We start from the raw sequence: 18,516 nt of genomic DNA, 5'->3' as shown, positions 1-18,516 counted from the left end.
TGACAAATCGAATCATGTGCAAGCCAAGCCAATACGCGTCCTGGTCGGTGATCTGAGCCCCAGCAGCCGCCAAAATCCGCCTTACGCCATCACTTGGAACCATATCAAAGGATAAAGCACTCACCCGATAGTAGTCCGCCTAATCTACAAAAAGTTCACCTTTTTCCAGTTAGTCCGACCTAAACACTGCCTAACTCGAAGTCTCAGGAAAAGCCGCTGCCCTTGGCGGCCTGAGTAGTTTCGGTCGTCGCGGCTAACCCAAATCGGCTCAATTAGTTCGGTGTAAAAGCCCCGGAGCGAACCGCCGTGGACTTCGCCGTTGGAAAAGCGACCTTAGTGATGGGGCCGGGGCTGTTTTTAGGCCGCCGCCCCTTCGTGAACACGTAAATGGAGTCCGTTCAGGGCTGTTTGCGTCCCCAGTGGCCGGCCGGGGCGGGAATACGCCCGTTGCGAAAGGCTTTTCGAGGAGGCTCCAACTCCCTCTTTTTACGACTACACAACGTTCGGAAAATTAAAACCGTGAGCGTCGTTTACACAAAAACACAGGGCCAGTATCTTGCGTTTATTTATTATTACACGAAAACTCATTGTTGCCCGCCAGCCGAGGCTGATTTCATCACGTATTTCAAAGTGGCTTCCTCGTCTATTCACCAAATGATTCTTACGCTTGAGCGGAAAGGTTTCATTTCTCGTATTCCTGGCCAAGGGCGTTCTATAGCGTTGATTTTGAGCAAGGCTGATTTGCCTGATTTGGATTAAATTCAGAAATAGAGATTCGCCTCGATTTCAGTTTTACAAAGATTATTTAAGACCAAGCGCGAATGAATATCTCTGGAGCCAGAAACCCAAACCTTACTGAGCCGAACCAGGCGCTACAGCGAATGAACATGCTTGTCACGGATCATGCTCCGAGCAGCATGCTCCGCGCCAAGCACGTTCATCGCTGAGCTTAAACGTTCGGCAAAAATTTAACAGGCGTATGGAGGAGATTGGCCAAATATTCGTTGAGTTGTTTCTACAACTTTTTTTTGAGGTTTTTGCTGATGCAATTTGGCGCAGACTGCCTGAACCAGCTCGTGTCGCAGTTAAAGTCGTTTTGTCTTCGGCCTTCGCGGTTCTTATTGGTTGGGTATCCGTTACACTAAAACCTGATTTGAGTATTTCCTCTGAGTCGCTTCGTATTGTTTATTTGATTTTCGCTCCGGTGTTGGTTGGTATCGTTATGTCATGGATCGGTCGTTTTTTTGTTAGTCGGGAGAAGCCGCGAAGCATTCTTGAGCGGTTTGCATTTGGTTGGCTATTTGCTTTTTCCTTTGCTCTGACTCGATATTTACTGATCAAGTGAGATGGCAAATTTATCATCTATTTTTGTATGAATATCTCTGGAGCCAGAAACCCAATCCGTACTGAGCCGAACCAAGCGCTACAGCGAATAGACTGCATTGTCACGGATTGTGCTCCGAGCAGCACACTCCGCGCCAACGCAGTCTATCGCTGAGCTTAAACGTTCGGCAAAAATAAAACTTGCCTACACACGCCGATTTGGTTTCGTGTGTATGCCATGAAACGAACAAACATAGTTCTCGATGATCGGTTGGTTGGTGAAGCCTTAAAATTGACTGGTCTGAAGACTCAAAAAGAGCTTATTCATTATGCGCTTACGCAGTTAGTGCGTCATGAGTCGCAGCTCGGACTGTTGAATCTTCGCGGCGCCGTAAACTGGGATGGTGATTTGAATGCGATGCGGAAAGGGCGCGTAGCGTGAAGGTCCTTGTTGATTCGACTGTTTGGATAGATTTTCTTCGTAATCGAAATACTCCTCATACCGACAAATTGGTTGAGTTGATTCAGGCTCGTGCTGATTTGTGTTTATGCGGTTTTATTATGACCGAGGTGCTTCAAGGTATTCGAGAGGAAAAGCAGTATGTGATGACCAAGCAGCAATTTGGTAATCTGATTTATTTAGAATCAGACCAATCTACTTTTGAATTAGGTGCGACAATATATCGGAATTTGAGGAAAGAGGGTATTACTATCAGGAATTCGATAGATTGTTTAATTGCCGCCACGGTTATTCAGCATGGCGTTTGCTTACTTGAGAATGACCGCGATTTTACTTTTATCGATCAGCACTATCCGATGAGCCGAGTGATGTCGTGATTAGCGTATGAATATCTCTGGAGCCAGAAATCCAATCAGTACAGAGCCGAACCAGGCGCTACAGCGAACGAACGTGCTTGTCACGGATCGTGCTCCGAGCAGCACGCTCCGCGCCAAGCACGTTCGTCGCTGAGCTTAAACGTTCGGCAAGAATGACTAAAAACACATTGTAATCGTTAGTAATATTGAAACTTAACCCCCCAATTTTTTGTGAGTAAAAAATTAAAGAAAGACGATTTGCAGCAGTTTAATGCATTTATCGCCAGCATTGTTGCCAAAAGTCGCTTAGATCCCGCCTTGCCTGAAATCGGAATCCATTATTCTCGGTTATTGGCGCAGGGAATTCAGGAGGTAGATGTTATTCGATTAGTTGGTTCAACACTTCTGGCCCATTTATGTTTAGAGGCAAAGACGCATGTTCCTGTTGACCGAGGACGATTGCGATTTGAGTTGTCGAAATTACCCTACTGCGAATTATTTGGTGCGGATCGTTTTATAGATCTTACTAAAATAATGAAGCCATAAGCTCAATTTATAAATTTTTGCGTATGAATATCTCTGGAGCCAGAAACCCAAACCGTACTGAGCCGAACCAAGCGCTACAGCGAACGAACATGCTTGTCACGGATTGTACTCCGAGCAGCACACTCCGCGCCAAGCACGTTCGTCGCTGAGCTTAAACGTTCGGCAGAAATAACGGAAAACGCCTTCGAATTGGTTCAAGTGCGGCAGGAGCCGCGAAAACCTGATTTTCGGAGCCATCTAGACTTCGAGTGCTTGACATAGAAGCACTTCTACTTCACAAAAAATCCACTTTTCTACAGATAGGCCGGTTTTAATCCTGCCTATCTTTACTTTCCTACAACTACACAACGTTCGGCAAAAATTATGAAAAACAAATACGGCACCGCAGCTATGACAGTATCTATACTGCTCATTTTGCTCAGCTCGGTTTTGCTGTGCTCCTGCCCAATTATAACGGCCTTAGCGGGTATCTTCGCTATTGTCGCAGTTATTCTTACTAGCAGAATTAAGCGTTTAATTTCAGTTTTCTTAGTGCTCGCGGGTTTTTCTGCAGCTTATTTTGATTACAGAAATGAAGGCAGCGTTCATGAAAGAGCCAGAGAAGCTGTCAGGCGTGCTGAAGAAAGAACCAAAGCTGACCAGCAAACTCAAAAGCCTTAAAACGATTGCGCAGCCGAACCAAGGCGTATGAATATCTCTGGAGCCAGAAACCCAAACCGTACTGAGCCGAACCAGGCGCTACAGCGAATGACCACGCTTGTCACGGATCGTGCTCCGAGCAGCACGCTCCGCGCCAAGCGCGTTCATCGCTGAGCTTAAACGTTGGGCAAAAATATGGAAACCCTTCGATTTAATTTTGGTTTCTGGTTGGGCTTATTTCTACCCTTATTTTCTTTGCTCTTATTGAACGGTTTTTACAATCCATTGCTGGTGGATTCGCCGGTTTTATATTGGTCTGTGGATTTATTTACTTGGTTATTGGTTCCTTTGGTGACTTTGTATGTTTTTTCAAAGCGCGGTGGTAATTTTAAGGATCTAGGATTTTCATTGCCGTGTTCAGTCTCTCAGTGGATTCAGTATTTGCTTTTTTGTTCTGCTGCCATCTTTCTGTTTTATCACGTTTATGTGGGTGTTCAGGCTTGGTCGAAGTTGGTTTTCAGTGTTAATTATTTAGCAAATGGGTTTAATTATGGCTCACTAATTCCGCGCGGTGGTTTGGCCGGATTTTTTGTTTTACTGTGGTTTTCACTTACGGCTGGAGTTGTAGAGGAGCTTTTTTTTAGGTCATTTGTTCGTCGTTTTTTTGGTTTTGGCTTTAGCGCTAGTTTTCTTTTCGTGATTGTTTCATCTTTTCTGTTTTCTGTTATTCATTGGGAAGGCGGAATTCAGAATTTGGTTCCTACGTTTGCGGTTGGTGTTTTCTCATCAATTTTTTATGTTTTGTACCCCAACATCACGGTGTTAATGATTGCTCACACCATTACTGATATTATCGTTTTCGGATGAAAACCACTGAGCCCAACCAAGCGCTACAGCGAATGAACTGCATTGTCACGGATCGTGCTCCGAGCAGCACGCTCCGCGCCAACGCAGTTCATCGCTGAGCTTAAACGTTCGGCAAAATTTATGAATCCTATTTTCAAATTCATGTTCGTGAAGGTGCTAAAATCTATTCTCGCATTCATCAGTATCATGATGATTGCGATTTATGCTGGCATGGCTGAAAACCCCATACACAAATTTTACCCAGTTCTGCTTTTGGGTTCAATAATGTACCTTCAGTGGTTATCGTGGGATTTCTTTTTTGAGATTATTGGTGTACCTACGAGTGACGAAACAAGAATCAGGAGTCATTTTAAGCGTCTATTTAAAAAGCTCTTGCTGGATAGGCTTATTTTACTTGGTTATTGCGCCATTTTGGCTTCGTTCTTCAATTGGTACATGCCAAGTAATCCAGGTATGCCTATCGAAATCATAAAACACGGATTGATACTTATTGGTATCGGTGTTCTCGCACGCATGTTTTCAGTAGTGCGTATGCTAATCGGAGAAAAATACGAAACCTCAAACCACTGAGCCGAACCAAGCGCTACAGCGAATAAACATGCTTGTCACGGATTATGCTCCGAGCAGCATACTCCGCGCCAAGCACGTTTATCGCTGAGCTTAGACGTTCGGCAATATAAAACCATGAGCGAACAACTTCTAATTAGCCTTTGCGGCGGCTTTATCCTTATCGCATTCACTGAGGCGCTTCTGTTGGTCAAGGCGCATCGCCAAAACGCAGACATCAAAACAAAAAACTCTGAACTTACTCAGAAGATCGCAAAGATGGAGGAATCCCACCTTGATACCCTCCGCGCTATAAAAGAGCGTCATAATGAAGAGGCAGAAGGGGAAAATGAGATAATTGATAAATTGTCGAAGATTGTTCATAAAGAAGGAGAGCCGAAAACAGTGTATATTCCTATTTCGGAACGCCGGAAAGGCGCTGGGGGTGGATATATTATATTTCGAGCGTAATGAAAATGAAAACTGAGCCGAACAAAGCGCTACAGCGAATTCCGAGGACTGTCACGCCCTGTGCTCCGAGCCGCACAGGTCGCGCCATTCCTCTTCATCGCTGAGCTTGGACGTTCGGCAAAAATAAAATGACCCCAAGTAAACCCAAGGCTGCCCAACGTGTGACGTTGACACAATCGCAGGCGACCACAGGTTCCGCCATTCGCTTAATCCAGAAATGCGAAGCATGGCTGTCTGATGGTGAGATTTCGCAAGGCGAGTTCTTGGAGCTTCAACAGTTTCTTGCTGATTGTGACGAAAAGGAAATCCCTGCGTTTAAATTTCTTAGTGAAGAGATTGCACGATATATGGAGGATGGAGAAGTCCAACCTTGGGAGCTAAATAGAATTAGAAAGTCACTTCTTCGTGTTATACCTAAGCATGAGCGGGAAAAGGCTGACGCTATTTACCGAGTACGGTCTGAAGCAAAGTATCATGAGCATGCAGCCGAGCGCGATGCATTTTACGCTGCTCGCTCAGAGCAGTGGGCGAGTATGCGGGAGCGAAAAATGGATGATTGGTCTACGGAGCCTGCAACCGAGAAGCAGCTTGATTATTTACGTGACTTAGGTGCAGAGCCTAGCGCTTTACTTTCGAAGTATGAAGCGTCGTGCCTCATTGATGAGATGCTAAATCATGATGAGCCTTTACGAACTCCATCAGAACAATCAAAAATTGATGACGAGATTCAGTCGATTGTGATGCCAGACTATCTGAAATCACGCAATTCGCTAACATCGAAATCAATTAAAATACATAGACCTAATTTCTTTCAGCGTGTAGTTTCTTTATTACGCGGAAATTAAGAAAAAAATCTACAGAGCCGAACCAAGCGCTACAGCGAATGAACATGCTTGTCACGGATCGTGCTCCGAGCAGCACGCTCCGCGCCAAGCACGTTCATCGCTGAGCTTAAACGTTCGGCAGAATTATCGGAATAGTTTTCTTTTGGTTTCAGTTTCACTATGAAAAAATCAACTTACTTGACCATTTGGGAGCTGGTCTTGCTTTTAGCTTCCATATTGGTTTTTCGGAGTGGTTGGCTTTTGCTTGATCAGTTTCAGTGGTTTAGCTCAATAACAGGTCTCCTCATTTTACTAGCAATAGGGTTCTTGGTGTGTTTTATAGCTTTAAAATCAATTAACAGAGACTAGGCAGTAATTCTGGTGCTGAATGTTTTTATTGTAGTCATTTGAAACGGAGCAGAATCTATGCGTATGAAAATCTCTGGAGTCAGAAACCCAATCCTTACTGAGCCGAACCAGGCGCTACAGCGAATGAACACGCTTGTCACGGATCGTGCTCCGAGCAGCACGCTCCGCGCCAAGCGCGTTCATCGCTGAGCTTTAACGTTCGGAAGAAATAACCAATGTATAAGCCACGCAAAACTTCTTCGCTTTCGCCAACATTCGATGCTGATGGGCTTAAACTCTACACTATTTCTGCAAGCGGAGCCGAAGTTGATGCTAGTCGTTATCAGGATAGGTTGGCTTTCGTGAAGTCCCAGAAGAAAATAGATTCCGCCACGCCTGGATTCGCTATTTTGCATGACGGTGCCACTTGCGAATATTTAATTGTTGGTTGGTGGCGGAATAATAATGAGCTTTTCGTGAGTGTGTCAGTGAAAGAGCCTGATGTTTGGGTTGAAGACTTGACGAAGTATTCATTTTGCGTCTGGGATTTGGATATTATCTGGCATGAACGGAATAGTTTTATTCGCCACCTTTACTCGGGAACAACGGATTTAGATGCATACAGAAAAGATACAAAATGAGCCGAACCAGGCGCTACAGCGAATGAACGCGCTTGTCACGGATCGTGCTCCGAGCAGCACGCTCCGCGCCAAGCGCGTTCATCGCTGAGCTTAAACGTTGGGCAAAAAATGAAAACCACTGAACAGCTTGCCAGGAAGTTCCTCCGAGCATTGGAATCGGCACCCAAAGAATCCAACCAATGGAGCGCGAAGTCTGCGCAACAAATATGTGAGAGATTGAAGTTCTCGAATAAAGAATTTCAGACCGTTATAGATTATGCGTTTCATGGAAAGTTGATCGAGATGACCAAAAAGACAGACGGCTTTATGCGAGTTCGATTAGGTCAGAATGCGAATGGATGGTTAGATACAAATACAGAGCCACTTACTTTTGATAGAAGATTTATGATATACGGCCTTTTCGTGACCGTCGCTCTCTCCGCAATCGCTCTTCTCTGGCAGCTAGTCCTGCGAGCAGAAGACCAAACCCAAACCCAAAACCAAAACCAAAAAGAAGAACGGAGCCCAACCAGGCGCTAGAGCCAATTCCGAGGGTTGTCACGCTGAGTGCAGAGCCACTCATCGCGCCAACCCTCTCCATGGCTCAGCTTTAACGTTGGGCAAAAATTAGAACCGGTATATTCCGCCTCTAACGTATTCTTCATTTAGCTCAAACGACTTCCAGGTTCTTCCAAGTTTTTCACATACTGAGCCTGTTGTGTTTGAGCCTGAAAATGGATCGATTACTAAATCGCCTGGTTCTGTTGTCAGCTTGATGAAAAATTCGGGTAGCGCAGCGGGGAAACGTGCCGGATGAATTGTTACGCCAGCCTCTTTGCATCTGAGCGTGTATTTATCATTTGCTGAATTATTTCCCATTTTAAGCATCGAATCGGGTGCTTCATCATCCATGGATTCTACTACATTTGAAGGGATTGCGCCCTTAGCCGTTGTATCTTTCCAGCTTTCGTTTATCACATGTCCAGATGGGCGTTGAGTAGCTATTTTGTCACGTTCGGCCAATCTTAGCATGTCTGGACTATATTCTTTTAGCACTCGGCGATTCGATGCTTTTGGGTTTTTGGTTTTACTAAGCCACCACACGTATTCTACCGAGTCTTTTATTCTGATTCTGCGTATCGTTACCCACTCAGCAGGAACAGGCATTTTGGCTGGATTATACCAGAAGCAATCTTGGGCTAAATGAAACCCCACTTGCTCTACAAGCGCGATCAATAGATGGAATTGATATAGTGATTTAGTTGGCGATCCTTGGTTGTAGCTTCCGCCTATATTTAAAACGAATGATCCATCGTCTGTTAGAATTCGGTGAATTTCTTTTGCGAAAGGCAAAAACCACTCCACGTAATTATGTTTATCGGCATTGCCATACGCTTTTTTAAAGTGAAGTGCGTATGGTGGTGAAGTAACGACTAAGTTTACGGAGTTAGATGGGATGGCTGCGAGGAGTTCGAGTGAGTCTCCAACTACGGCGGTGCCAAGTTTGGTCTTATAGCCTGGCTTGGAACCCATTACATCATCGAGCCATGGAATTGATTGGGCTATCAAATCCGGGCTTGCTTTCTGCGGGTCAAAAAGGTCTAAACCACCTTGATTGCGGTCTTTGCTGTGTTGTGACTTCGACGTTTTCATTTTTTGTAAATTTTAGGGTTTATCGGATAAGGCAAGCACAACCCAAAAAGTTGACACTGTCAACCAATTATTGAATTGAGCATGATTGAGGACCCAGAAAATTGGATAAGTCAATCAGAGGCAGCTCGTTTGCGCGATGTTTCACGGCAGGCTATTTCGAAATTAGTTCAGGCTAAGCGCCTTCGCACTTTCTCTTTTGGCGGGCATATTTTCGTTTCTAAGGCTGATGTTTTGGCTTTCGAACCGAATCCCGCAGGACGAAAACCAAATAAAAAATGAAAGAAATAGAGGTATTGCAGGAGCAGTTGCTAAAGCTTTCTCCTAAGAAAAGAAAGTTAGTATTGTCGGCGCTACCGCGCCATCAGTTAGAGGTTGAGTTTGATATAAATGCCGAAATTATTTTGGATGCTATCTCACGCTCATCTGATTTAACGAAACGGGGAGTGCGAGGTATTATTGCTGAATCTGTTTTTATTAAAGAGGTATTGCCTGAACAGTTGGAAAATACTGATTGGAGATTGAGTGATGTGTCGGCTACTGATTTGCCATATGATGCACTCATTGAAAATAGTCTCGGGATGAAGGTTTCTATTCAAGTAAAGAACCAGAGGGTTGAAAAGGGTTCCGTTAAAATTAAGAATGGTAACTGGATTGTTGAGGTTCAGAAGACGAGAAGTGGGAAAGGTGCTGATGGACAGTCAACTAGACCATACAAGTTCACGGATTTTCATTTGATAGCTGTTTGTCTATGGCCTGGAACGCGCGACTGGCGTAAGTTTGCATATTGCCTTACGCAAAATTTAGTGCCCCGGCGTGGAAGCAAAGAACTTATTGAAATAATGCAGCCAATTCCTACGGCAATAAATGAAGGCCATTGGAATTCGTCGCTTACAGGATTATTGCGTAGTTTTGAAATATAAAACCACGGAGCCCAACCAGGCGCTACAGCGAATGAACGTGCTTGTCACGGATCGTGCTCCGAGCAGCACGCTCCGCGCCAAGCACGTTCATCGCTGAGCTTAAACGTTCGGCAAAATAAAGCCATGAATTACAAAGTAAAAATTGCATTATTTGCTTCACTGATAAGCGCCGTCGCCACAATGGCGGATACTATCGAAATAAAAGACGTCGGAAACAAAAAACTCGAAGCGGGAAAGACTGCATTCGTTAAGACGGACAAAATTCCGGATTCTAATCTTTACGCTGGCTACCGAATTGAGCTTGAAAAGAAATCGGACGGAAAGATTCACGGACGAATCGCTACAGTGTGGCTTGAAGGGTATGTAGAGCTGGAGGATAAAAAATTGTCTCCTATTACCAAATTTACGGAGTCTGATTTTATAATCAATAAGCCTGGAGAAAATTGGATAATTATATATCCAGAAAAAGAAACGAAGCTGGCAATTCGCTGGATCAAATGAAAACCACAGAGCCGAACCAGGCGCTACAGCGAATGACCATGCTTGTCACGGATTATGCTCCGAGCAGCATACTCCGCGCCAAGCACGGTCATCGCTGAGCTTGAACGTTGGGCAAAAATATGGAAACCCTTCGATTTAATTTTGGTTTCTGGTTGGGCTTATTTCTACCCTTATTTTCTTTGCTCTTATTGAACGGTTTTTACAATCCATTGCTGGTGGATTCGCCGGTTTTATATTGGTCTGTGGATTTATTTACTTGGTTATTGGTTCCTTTGGTGACTTTGTATGTTTTTTCAAAGCGCGGTGGTAATTTTAAGGATCTAGGATTTTCATTGCCGTGTTCAGTCTCTCAGTGGATTCAGTATTTGCTTTTTTGTTCTGCTGCCATCTTTCTGTTTTATCACGTTTATGTGGGTGTTCAGGCTTGGTCGAAGTTGGTTTTCAGTGTTAATTATTTAGCAAATGGGTTTAATTATGGCTCACTAATTCCGCGCGGTGGTTTGGCCGGATTTTTTGTTTTACTGTGGTTTTCACTTACGGCTGGAGTTGTAGAGGAGCTTTTTTTTAGGTCATTTGTTCGTCGTTTTTTTGGTTTTGGCTTTAGCGCTAGTTTTCTTTTCGTGATTGTTTCATCTTTTCTGTTTTCTGTTATTCATTGGGAAGGCGGAATTCAGAATTTGGTTCCTACGTTTGCGGTTGGTGTTTTCTCATCAATTTTTTATGTTTTGTACCCCAACATCACGGTGTTAATGATTGCTCACACCATTACTGATATTATCGTTTTCGGATGAAAACCACTGAGCCCAACCAAGCGCTACAGCGAATGAACTGCATTGTCACGGATCGTGCTCCGAGCAGCACGCTCCGCGCCAACGCAGTTCATCGCTGAGCTTAAACGTTCGGCAAAAATAACCAAAAACCGCCGAAATTCGTCTTCGATGGGTTTTGATGGCGGCAGGAGCCGCAAAGCTCATTTATAGCTCAACTTCCAGATTTTGGGCTTGAGGTAGAAGTTAGCCTAATCTACAAAAAGTCTACTTTTTTCCAGATAGGTCGGTTTAAAGCCTGCCTATGTTTACTTTCTTCCACCTACACAACGTTCGGCAAGAATGACTAAAAACACATTGTAATCGTTAGTAATATTGAAACTTAACCCCCCAATTTTTTGTGAGTAAAAAATTAAAGAAAGACGATTTGCAGCAGTTTAATGCATTTATCGCCAGCATTGTTGCCAAAAGTCGCTTAGATCCCGCCTTGCCTGAAATCGGAATCCATTATTCTCGGTTATTGGCGCAGGGAATTCAGGAGGTAGATGTTATTCGATTAGTTGGTTCAACACTTCTGGCCCATTTATGTTTAGAGGCAAAGACGCATGTTCCTGTTGACCGAGGACGATTGCGATTTGAGTTGTCGAAATTACCCTACTGCGAATTATTTGGTGCGGATCGTTTTATAGATCTTACTAAAATAATGAAGCCATAAGCTCAATTTATAAATTTTTGCGTATGAATATCTCTGGAGCCAGAAACCCAAACCGTACTGAGCCGAACCAAGCGCTACAGCGAACGAACATGCTTGTCACGGATTGTACTCCGAGCAGCACACTCCGCGCCAAGCACGTTCGTCGCTGAGCTTAAACGTTCGGCAAAATAGACGGATTTGCATTTGTTTCCGTAACGTAACAATATCGACTGGTTATTGACTGGTGCCCGAGGCCGCTTGCATTCTAATTATTAGCACCAAGCACGTTCATCGCTGAGCTTAAACGTTCGGCAAAGAAAGAAAAAATCTATCGGCGCATTTTGTAATATAATTTCCCCGCAATAATACTAAATTAATATGAAAAAAACGTCTAATCCAAATGCATCTAAAACAACGGAAGGAATTTCCTCGAATCGGAAGTCTCCTCCTGAGCTATTTGTCCAAAAACCGAGACCAGACCTTAATGGTAAACGCGTTAAGCTTCCTGGTGACGACAACCCAAAAGTTTGGTTGATAGATAATGGTTATCGCCGCCTCATTCCATCAATGGGCACATACGAAAATCTATTCGGTAAGAGTACGGCTGATATCATAAGAGATATTGACATAGATAAGATACCCGAAGCCTTACCAATCTCAGATGGCGCGATTCTAGCTTGCGGTTTTGGCACGAGTCCAGTCTATCTTATTGATGCCGGTTGCAAGCGCTGGGTTATAACGGGGGAGATTATGAATCAATATCGGTTCCCTGTGCGTAGTGTTCAATTTGTCCCCCCAATATTGCTATTTTCTATACCAAGCGGAGCGGTTCTTGATTCGTAATATTGTAACTAGATCCCGCTTAGGGCCAGAGTTTCAAGCGTGTTATGATTGGAATGGCTGGCCCTTTTCGTTTTTGCGGATGACTCCGAAATCGAAACCACAGAGCCGAACCAGGCGCTACAGCGAATGAACGTGCTTGTCACGGATCGTGCTCCGAGCAGCACACTCCGCGCCAAGCACGTTCATCGCTGAGCTTTAACGTTCGGCAAAATTATGAGCCTATTTCGTGACATCAAAAGTAAGCCATTGCTTCACGCGAAAGGTTTTCTGTTTTTGCTTATCGGCCTTTTGGCGGGCGGGACGATTTTATTCGAAAGCCAAAATTTTCGTACCGCTTTTCTGTTGGCCACTACGATTTGGGGTTTTTGCAGGTTTTATTATTACTTGTTTTACGTTCTTGAAAATTATATTGGCCGTAATCAGAAATACGCCGGAATTTGGGACGCGATAAGGTTTATTTTTAAGCGATAGCCAAACTTCAGAATCAATGCATTCACAGAATTCAGAAACCCAAGCTACTGAGCCGAACCAGGCGCTACAGCGAATGAGCATGCTTGTCACGGATTATGCTCCGAGCAGCATACTCCGCGCCAAGCACGCTCATCGCTGAGCTTAAACGTTCGGCAAAATTAAAGACATTGGTGCGCGACACGGTGCATTCGAATATCAAAACTAATCGACTAGTTTTTAGAATGCCCGTACGAAGCCTACGTTTTACTCCCTAAAGATTTTACCTAATCCAGTTTCACGTGCCTGCGACACATGAAGAAGAAACAAATTAAAAACAAAGATTATCGGATTGAGAAATGTTTTGTTAATGGGAAGCTCAAGCGATGGAAGATTCCTCTCGTAGAAGGTTTGCCGGTCGATGAGTTTATTCGCCGGAACGCTTGTGATATTTATTTGTCGCAGGAAGGTCATTGGGACATTATTTCCGAGCGCCAGAACCGAAACAATAATCCCGATTTAATTGGTGAATGAATCACTACTCTGAAATATAAACCACTGAGCCGAACCATTGCGTATGAATATCTCTGGAGCCAGAAACCCAAGCAGTACTGAGCCGAACCAGGCGCTACAGCGAATGAACATGCTTGTCACGGATCGTGCTCCGAGCAGCACGCTCCGCGCCAAGCACGTTCATCGCTGAGCTTAAACGTTCGGCAAAAATAATATGAAACGACCTTCTTCTGATTTTCGTGGACGCGTGAGTTTTATTTCGGAGAAAGATGGCGGAAGGAAAAGTTTAGTTCGCCAAGGTTATCGCCCTGATTTGGCCTATAAAAATGATGTCGATGGTCTTTTTATGATCTGGCCGCGCTTTTTGGATGCCTCATTCCACGAATTGCCCGAACAATCCGAAGTTCCGAATTCGTCACATGCAGATTTCACAATATTGAGTGATGAATTACGAAATGAAGTTCATCGCCAGAATATTCGAATCGGAACTGAATTTTGGGTTTGCGAGGGAACCAGGAAAGTTGGCGAAGTTGTAGTTACCGAAATTTTCGAATCACTGAAATGAAAACTATACAGCCGAACCAGGCGCTACAGCGAATGAAGTGCATTGTCACGGATCGTGCTCCGAGCAGCACGCTCCGCGCCAACGCACTTCATCGCTGAGCTTAAACGTTCGGCAAAAATAAACTAATGACCGAAGATAAATACCCTGAAATTGCCAAGAATCTTTCGCTTTCAATGATGAAAGTAAACGCCCGATGCGATGCACTTGAGACACTTGTTGTTCTTCTTGGCGAGGCGGTTGGTTGGCCCAAGGAGAAAACAGAACAGTGCTTGCGCGAATTTTCGGGCATTTCTTATGCGCATCGATTAGAGTCGGTGGAGAAGCAAATGGGGCAATCATTTGCGGCAAGTATTGATGATCGGCCATTATTGAATCCAAGTGACTATAGTGATTTATGATGTAGATCTCGTGGTTTTTGTCATTTGCGTGCGAAAGTCGATACGGCGTCCGGAGGCCGATGCAGAAATAAAACCCCGTTTGTATCGTTTATCCAAAGTGCGGCGGAGCCGCTAAAAAAAACTCGTAATGCGATTGGTTTCAGTTTTTTAATATACACACAAACATTGGCGTATGAATATCTCTGGAGCCAGAAGCCCAATCAGTACTGAGCCGAACCAGGCGCTACAGCGAATAGCCTGCATTGTCACGGATCATGCTCCGAGCAGCATGCTCCGCGCCAACGCAGGCTATCGCTGAGCTTAAACGTTCGGCAAAAATGAACGCGGCACTAACAATAGGCGCTCTTGCGCTAATCTTGGCACCAATAGCTTTCACTGCGATGACGGTGATTGAGGCGCGTAGGGTGTTGCGCTTCTTGCGTGCCGGTGTGCGCACTGACGGCGAGATCATCGGGGAGGAGCTTCATGGCGTCAGGTATCGCGCATCTTACCCGGTCGTTCGTTTTCGTGATTCCGATGGCTCTATTCGTCAGTTTCGTTCGCTCATTTCAAAGAAGACAGATCAGTTTATTCATCCAGAGAAGGTCACGGTGATCTATTTGCCGGAGAGCCCCGATATGGCGGAGTTATTTTCCGGATTTCATCCATACAAGCATCTCGTTGGAATCACTTTTGCTTTGATGCTATCGGTAGCCTTCGCAGTCTTCTCATTACCGATGTTCTTCGATTGATGAAACCGGAGACGAACCAACGCGTATGAATATCTCTGGAACCAGAAACCCAATCCTTACTGAGCCGAACCAGGCGCTACAGCGAATAGACTGCATTGTCACGGATTGTGCTCCGAGCAGCACACTCCGCGCCAACGCAGTCTATCGCTGAGCTTAAACGTTCGGCAAAAATATTATGACAAACGAGGAGACAATTCAGCATACCCATAAAGTAGTCGAAAAGGTTCGCTACCTAATCAAATTATGTTCAGCCCTTAACTTGGAGGAGCTCGAAATAGCTATTGCACGCACCGCCGACTTGCTTACCCAGCAGTCTGACGAACTCACGCGTTCGCATCTGGAAACTCTCGGCATTCTATTGGTTCATTATCGTAAAGCTAGAATTGCCGGAATCGCCCCTCGCAGAATTTTAAAGCGGGTTTCTTTGTGGCAGTCGGCAGGCGATTCCAAGTCACTCGATTATTCGATCGAAGTAATGCACTCCCTGCAAATCGATGCCGCCATGTTGTCACTTATAGATCAGGATAAGTTGGGCCACATTATTAGGCTCAACGGACGATGAAGTTGGCGAACCAGCGCGAATGAATATCTCTGGAGTCAGAAATCAAAAACTATACAGCCGAACCAGGCGCTACAGCGAATGGCGAGGCTTGTCACGGATCATGCTCCGAGCAGCATGCTCCGCGCCAAGCCTCGCCATCGCTGAGTTTTAACGTTCGGCAAAATTATACTGTTTCGGATTAGCGTATTTTTATTCGGGTTTGGACTTCTTTTAGTTTTGAAATCGGAACTCCGTTTGTGGATCGCGTCTCCACGGCGTCCGGAGGCCGATGCAGAAATTTAAGACCAGTTTTTATCGTTTGCCGAAAGTGCGGCGGAGCCGCAAAAAAACCTCGTAAAGCGATTATTTTCAGTTTTTTAACGTCTAACTCAAACTTCGGCAATGAATACCAACGGAATTCTGAAACTCGAACCTACTGAGCCGAACCAAGCGCTACAGCGAATAGACGCGCTTGTCACGGTTTGTGCTCCGAGCCGCACAAACCGCGCCAAGCGCGTCTATCGCTGAGCTTTAACGTTCGGCAGAATTATCCAGTCATCGTAATGTAATATCATTAAAAAAATGTTTTCACCTCGTTCGAATGGCGAAAAAATGGCCCAAAGTTTATACTCTACTACCAAAAGAGCACTAGCTTTTTATGATAAGCAAATGCTTGATTCTTTGAATCAGGCAATGAAGGATTTTATATTGCGCCAAGAAATGGTTTTTATTGCAACTTCAGATGCATCTGGAGAATGTGATAGTTCATTTCGTGCAGGCTTGCCTGGTTTTATTCGTGTTCTTGACGAAAAAACATTAATATATCCTGAGTATCGTGGTAATGGAGTGATGGCTAGTATTGGCAATATAATGGAAAATAATCATATCGGAATGATGTTTATCGATTTTTTTGAGAGTACAGTTGGATTGCATGTTAATGGTACAGCTCAAATCCTAGAAAATGATCAACTTTTGGTTCTCACTAATTTACCCGATTCTGTATTGTCGGATTTAAAAGCTAAGGGTGTGCGAAAGCCGGAACGCTGGATTAAGGTTTCTGTATTGGAGGCATATATTCATTGTTCAAAGCATGTTCCACTTTTGGCTAAGCTTGATAAGAAAATTCACTGGGGCACGGACAATAGTATTCATAAAGGTGGCGATTACTTTGGCGTTAATGGTTAATTTTGCGATTGAAATTAGACGCAAAGAAGAATCTAAACCTATGCAGCCGAACCAATGCATATGAATATCTCTGGTGCCAGAAACCCAAACCTTACTGAGCCGAACCAGGCGCTACAGCGAATGAACATGCTTGTCACGGATCGTGCTCCGAGCAGCACGCTCCGCGCCAAGCACGTTCATCGCTGAGCTTAAACGTTCGGCAGAATTAACGGAAATCGTGTTCGTTTTTTTTCAGTTGCGGCAGGAGCCGCCCAAAGCCCGTTTTTCGGTGCAAGCAACAATTCGAGTGCTTGACATAGAAGGACTTCTAATCTACAAAAAGTCCACTTTTTTTCAGATAGGCCGGTTTAAAACCTGCCTATCTTGACTTTCTTACAACTACACAACGTTCGGCAAAAATAACCGGTTTCGGAATAGCGTATTATTATTCAGGTATGGACTTCGTTTGTTTTAAAATCCGAACTCCGTTTGTAGATCTAGTCTCCATGGCGTCCGGAGGCCGATGCTGAATTTCCGGCATAGTTTATAGAAATTGCTGAAAGTGCAGCGGAGCTGCGAATTAAGACTGGTCAATTTACAGATTTAAGTTTTTTTAATCCCAAATATGGCTCAAATGTTGCTTAAAGCGGTACGTAACGGGGCGAAGCCATCCACAGAAACTCAAACTACTGAGCCGAACCAAGCGCTACAGCGAATAGCCACGCTTGTCACGGTTCATGCTCCGAGCCGCATGAACCGCGCCAAGCGCGTCTATCGCTGAGCTTAAACGTTCGGCAAAAGAAATCATGCACGCATACGCTCCACTCCTCGCACTCGTCTTGTTGCTAACCTGGGGATGCAGCACATCTGAATCGCTCGTGGAGTGGAAGGCGCTCAAGCAAGATTCCAGCTGGCCCGTAGTAAGAGCCGCAGCGCAAAGCGAAATCCGAACAAGGGAAGGCCGACTTGGATGGAGTTTCGTTCTCAGCGATAAAGACTCGGACGCGCTCTATCCAAAGAAAAAGACCGAGAAGAATTGGATCGTCCGCGCGTGCGCAGATTATCCCGGTAATAGTTATGGGGAGATTGTGGAGATGGAGATTTCCAGCAGTGGACAGGTGCTCAGATATTCCCGGCTCTGGGAGAAGAAAACTGTGCCGAACCAGCCTTTATAGCGCATGAATACCTCTGGACCCAGAAACCGAAAAACTATACAGCCGAACCAGGCGCTACAGCGAATGAACTGCATTGTCACAGATCGTGCTCCGAGCAGCACGCTCTGCGCCAACGCAGTTCATCGCTGAGCTTAAACGTTCGGCAAAAACATGAACCAAGTCATCGACAAGACAATCGAGGTTTTTGTAGACTGCTCAAAAATGGTCGCATCATCAGCTGATCGTGATTTGATCTCGAGGCAGATCAATTTTCTGCGAGATATTAAGGATTCTTTATCGAAATATGGCACCATGCGCCATAAATTATCGACATTTGAGAAGTTGATTTCTGACCCGTGGATGGAAGATTCGTTTGTATATAATAATCTTTATGCTGCATGGTCGGAATTTAAGGAATCTTACAGAAAGGAAGTTGGTGGAATGACGGTCAATGAGCGCCTTTGCCATATGGGGTTGATGGATGAATTTGACGCGTGTCATTCTAGTCCGGCTAAGATGAGGTCGGTTTTAGCCGCAGTTTTTTTGTCGCCTGAAAATATTGAGGCCATAATCAATAGCCGTTGATTGCGTTTTTCTTCGGAATACTGAAACCACTGCGATCAAA

Annotated in this window: 26 protein-coding genes; 25 read left to right on the top strand and 1 reads right to left on the bottom strand. The window is 44.7% G+C overall.

What is annotated here, in order from left to right:
* The first annotated feature begins 387 nt into the window (after positions 1 to 387).
* From H2170_07660 to H2170_07605, 12 genes are all read left to right on the top strand, one after another.
* Positions 388 to 759 carry a hypothetical protein gene (locus tag H2170_07660; protein ID MCS6299967.1) on the top strand — a complete coding sequence of 124 codons (372 nt, stop codon included), beginning with the start codon at positions 388 to 390 and terminating at the stop codon, positions 757 to 759.
* Between the two features lie 220 nt (positions 760 to 979).
* Entirely contained in the window at positions 980 to 1,345 is a 366-nt protein-coding gene (locus tag H2170_07655) for a hypothetical protein (protein MCS6299966.1), read from the top strand.
* A 216-nt stretch (positions 1,346 to 1,561) separates the two neighbouring features.
* On the top strand, positions 1,562 to 1,765 hold the full coding sequence (locus H2170_07650; GenBank protein MCS6299965.1) for a type II toxin-antitoxin system VapB family antitoxin: 204 nt from the start codon (positions 1,562 to 1,564) through the stop codon (positions 1,763 to 1,765).
* Positions 1,762 to 2,160 (top strand): PIN domain nuclease, encoded by a 399-nt coding sequence (locus tag H2170_07645; GenBank protein ID MCS6299964.1) that lies wholly within the window; start codon positions 1,762 to 1,764, stop codon positions 2,158 to 2,160. The genes H2170_07650 and H2170_07645 overlap by 4 nt, the downstream gene beginning before the upstream one ends.
* Positions 2,161 to 2,370: 210 nt before the next feature.
* A complete protein-coding gene (locus H2170_07640; protein ID MCS6299963.1) occupies positions 2,371 to 2,685 on the top strand; it encodes a hypothetical protein in 315 nt (104 codons plus the stop codon).
* A gap of 363 nt (positions 2,686 to 3,048) precedes the next feature.
* Entirely contained in the window at positions 3,049 to 3,345 is a 297-nt protein-coding gene (locus H2170_07635) for a hypothetical protein (protein ID MCS6299962.1), read from the top strand.
* A 174-nt stretch (positions 3,346 to 3,519) separates the two neighbouring features.
* Positions 3,520 to 4,191, top strand: coding sequence for a CPBP family intramembrane metalloprotease (locus H2170_07630; protein MCS6299961.1), 672 nt, complete (start codon positions 3,520 to 3,522; stop codon positions 4,189 to 4,191).
* Positions 4,192 to 4,311: 120 nt separating this feature from the next.
* Complete coding sequence (locus H2170_07625; GenBank protein ID MCS6299960.1) at positions 4,312 to 4,761, top strand: hypothetical protein; 450 nt, start codon at positions 4,312 to 4,314, stop codon at positions 4,759 to 4,761.
* A gap of 114 nt (positions 4,762 to 4,875) precedes the next feature.
* Complete coding sequence (locus H2170_07620) at positions 4,876 to 5,208, top strand: hypothetical protein (protein ID MCS6299959.1); 333 nt, start codon at positions 4,876 to 4,878, stop codon at positions 5,206 to 5,208.
* Positions 5,209 to 5,336: 128 nt separating this feature from the next.
* Complete coding sequence (locus H2170_07615) at positions 5,337 to 6,053, top strand: hypothetical protein (protein ID MCS6299958.1); 717 nt, start codon at positions 5,337 to 5,339, stop codon at positions 6,051 to 6,053.
* Positions 6,054 to 6,616: 563 nt separating this feature from the next.
* The gene (locus H2170_07610) at positions 6,617 to 7,021 is read left to right on the top strand and encodes a hypothetical protein (GenBank protein MCS6299957.1); all 405 of its coding nucleotides are present in this window, start codon (positions 6,617 to 6,619) and stop codon (positions 7,019 to 7,021) included.
* Positions 7,022 to 7,129: 108 nt separating this feature from the next.
* The gene (locus H2170_07605; protein ID MCS6299956.1) at positions 7,130 to 7,540 is read left to right on the top strand and encodes a hypothetical protein; all 411 of its coding nucleotides are present in this window, start codon (positions 7,130 to 7,132) and stop codon (positions 7,538 to 7,540) included.
* A gap of 87 nt (positions 7,541 to 7,627) precedes the next feature.
* Here H2170_07605 and H2170_07600 read toward each other — a convergent pair whose 3' ends face one another.
* A complete protein-coding gene (locus tag H2170_07600; protein MCS6299955.1) occupies positions 7,628 to 8,533 on the bottom strand; it encodes a site-specific DNA-methyltransferase in 906 nt (301 codons plus the stop codon).
* Between the two features lie 201 nt (positions 8,534 to 8,734).
* Here H2170_07600 and H2170_07595 point away from each other — a divergent pair, with 201 nt between their 5' ends.
* The 13 genes from H2170_07595 (at position 8,735) to H2170_07535 (ending at position 18,476) form a co-directional block, all read left to right on the top strand.
* Positions 8,735 to 8,932, top strand: coding sequence for a helix-turn-helix domain-containing protein (locus tag H2170_07595; GenBank protein MCS6299954.1), 198 nt, complete (start codon positions 8,735 to 8,737; stop codon positions 8,930 to 8,932).
* A complete protein-coding gene (locus tag H2170_07590) occupies positions 8,929 to 9,573 on the top strand; it encodes a hypothetical protein (protein ID MCS6299953.1) in 645 nt (214 codons plus the stop codon). Before H2170_07595 ends, H2170_07590 begins: the two co-directional genes overlap by 4 nt.
* 123 nt (positions 9,574 to 9,696) lie before the next feature.
* The gene (locus tag H2170_07585; GenBank protein MCS6299952.1) at positions 9,697 to 10,074 is read left to right on the top strand and encodes a hypothetical protein; all 378 of its coding nucleotides are present in this window, start codon (positions 9,697 to 9,699) and stop codon (positions 10,072 to 10,074) included.
* 119 nt (positions 10,075 to 10,193) lie between these two features.
* Complete coding sequence (locus tag H2170_07580; protein ID MCS6299951.1) at positions 10,194 to 10,865, top strand: CPBP family intramembrane metalloprotease; 672 nt, start codon at positions 10,194 to 10,196, stop codon at positions 10,863 to 10,865.
* A 376-nt stretch (positions 10,866 to 11,241) separates the two neighbouring features.
* Complete coding sequence (locus H2170_07575) at positions 11,242 to 11,556, top strand: hypothetical protein (GenBank protein ID MCS6299950.1); 315 nt, start codon at positions 11,242 to 11,244, stop codon at positions 11,554 to 11,556.
* 357 nt (positions 11,557 to 11,913) lie between these two features.
* Entirely contained in the window at positions 11,914 to 12,378 is a 465-nt protein-coding gene (locus H2170_07570) for a hypothetical protein (protein MCS6299949.1), read from the top strand.
* Positions 12,379 to 13,140: 762 nt separating this feature from the next.
* Positions 13,141 to 13,359 (top strand): hypothetical protein, encoded by a 219-nt coding sequence (locus tag H2170_07565; GenBank protein MCS6299948.1) that lies wholly within the window; start codon positions 13,141 to 13,143, stop codon positions 13,357 to 13,359.
* 193 nt (positions 13,360 to 13,552) lie between these two features.
* Positions 13,553 to 13,903, top strand: a complete 351-nt coding sequence (locus H2170_07560; protein ID MCS6299947.1) for a hypothetical protein — start codon at positions 13,553 to 13,555, stop codon at positions 13,901 to 13,903.
* A gap of 125 nt (positions 13,904 to 14,028) precedes the next feature.
* Positions 14,029 to 14,301, top strand: coding sequence for a hypothetical protein (locus tag H2170_07555; protein ID MCS6299946.1), 273 nt, complete (start codon positions 14,029 to 14,031; stop codon positions 14,299 to 14,301).
* A 317-nt stretch (positions 14,302 to 14,618) separates the two neighbouring features.
* Positions 14,619 to 15,032, top strand: a complete 414-nt coding sequence (locus H2170_07550) for a DUF3592 domain-containing protein (GenBank protein MCS6299945.1) — start codon at positions 14,619 to 14,621, stop codon at positions 15,030 to 15,032.
* 175 nt (positions 15,033 to 15,207) lie between these two features.
* A complete protein-coding gene (locus H2170_07545; protein ID MCS6299944.1) occupies positions 15,208 to 15,594 on the top strand; it encodes a hypothetical protein in 387 nt (128 codons plus the stop codon).
* Between the two features lie 561 nt (positions 15,595 to 16,155).
* The gene (locus H2170_07540) at positions 16,156 to 16,758 is read left to right on the top strand and encodes a pyridoxamine 5'-phosphate oxidase family protein (protein ID MCS6299943.1); all 603 of its coding nucleotides are present in this window, start codon (positions 16,156 to 16,158) and stop codon (positions 16,756 to 16,758) included.
* Between the two features lie 1,304 nt (positions 16,759 to 18,062).
* Positions 18,063 to 18,476 (top strand): hypothetical protein, encoded by a 414-nt coding sequence (locus H2170_07535; GenBank protein MCS6299942.1) that lies wholly within the window; start codon positions 18,063 to 18,065, stop codon positions 18,474 to 18,476.
* The last annotated feature ends 40 nt before the right edge of the window (positions 18,477 to 18,516 follow it).

This window comes from Opitutus sp., assembly GCA_024998815.1.
Classification (GTDB): Bacteria; Verrucomicrobiota; Verrucomicrobiia; order Opitutales; family Opitutaceae; genus Rariglobus.
Note: the sequence above shows the minus strand (reverse complement) of the source record. Positions and strands in the feature narration are given on the sequence as shown.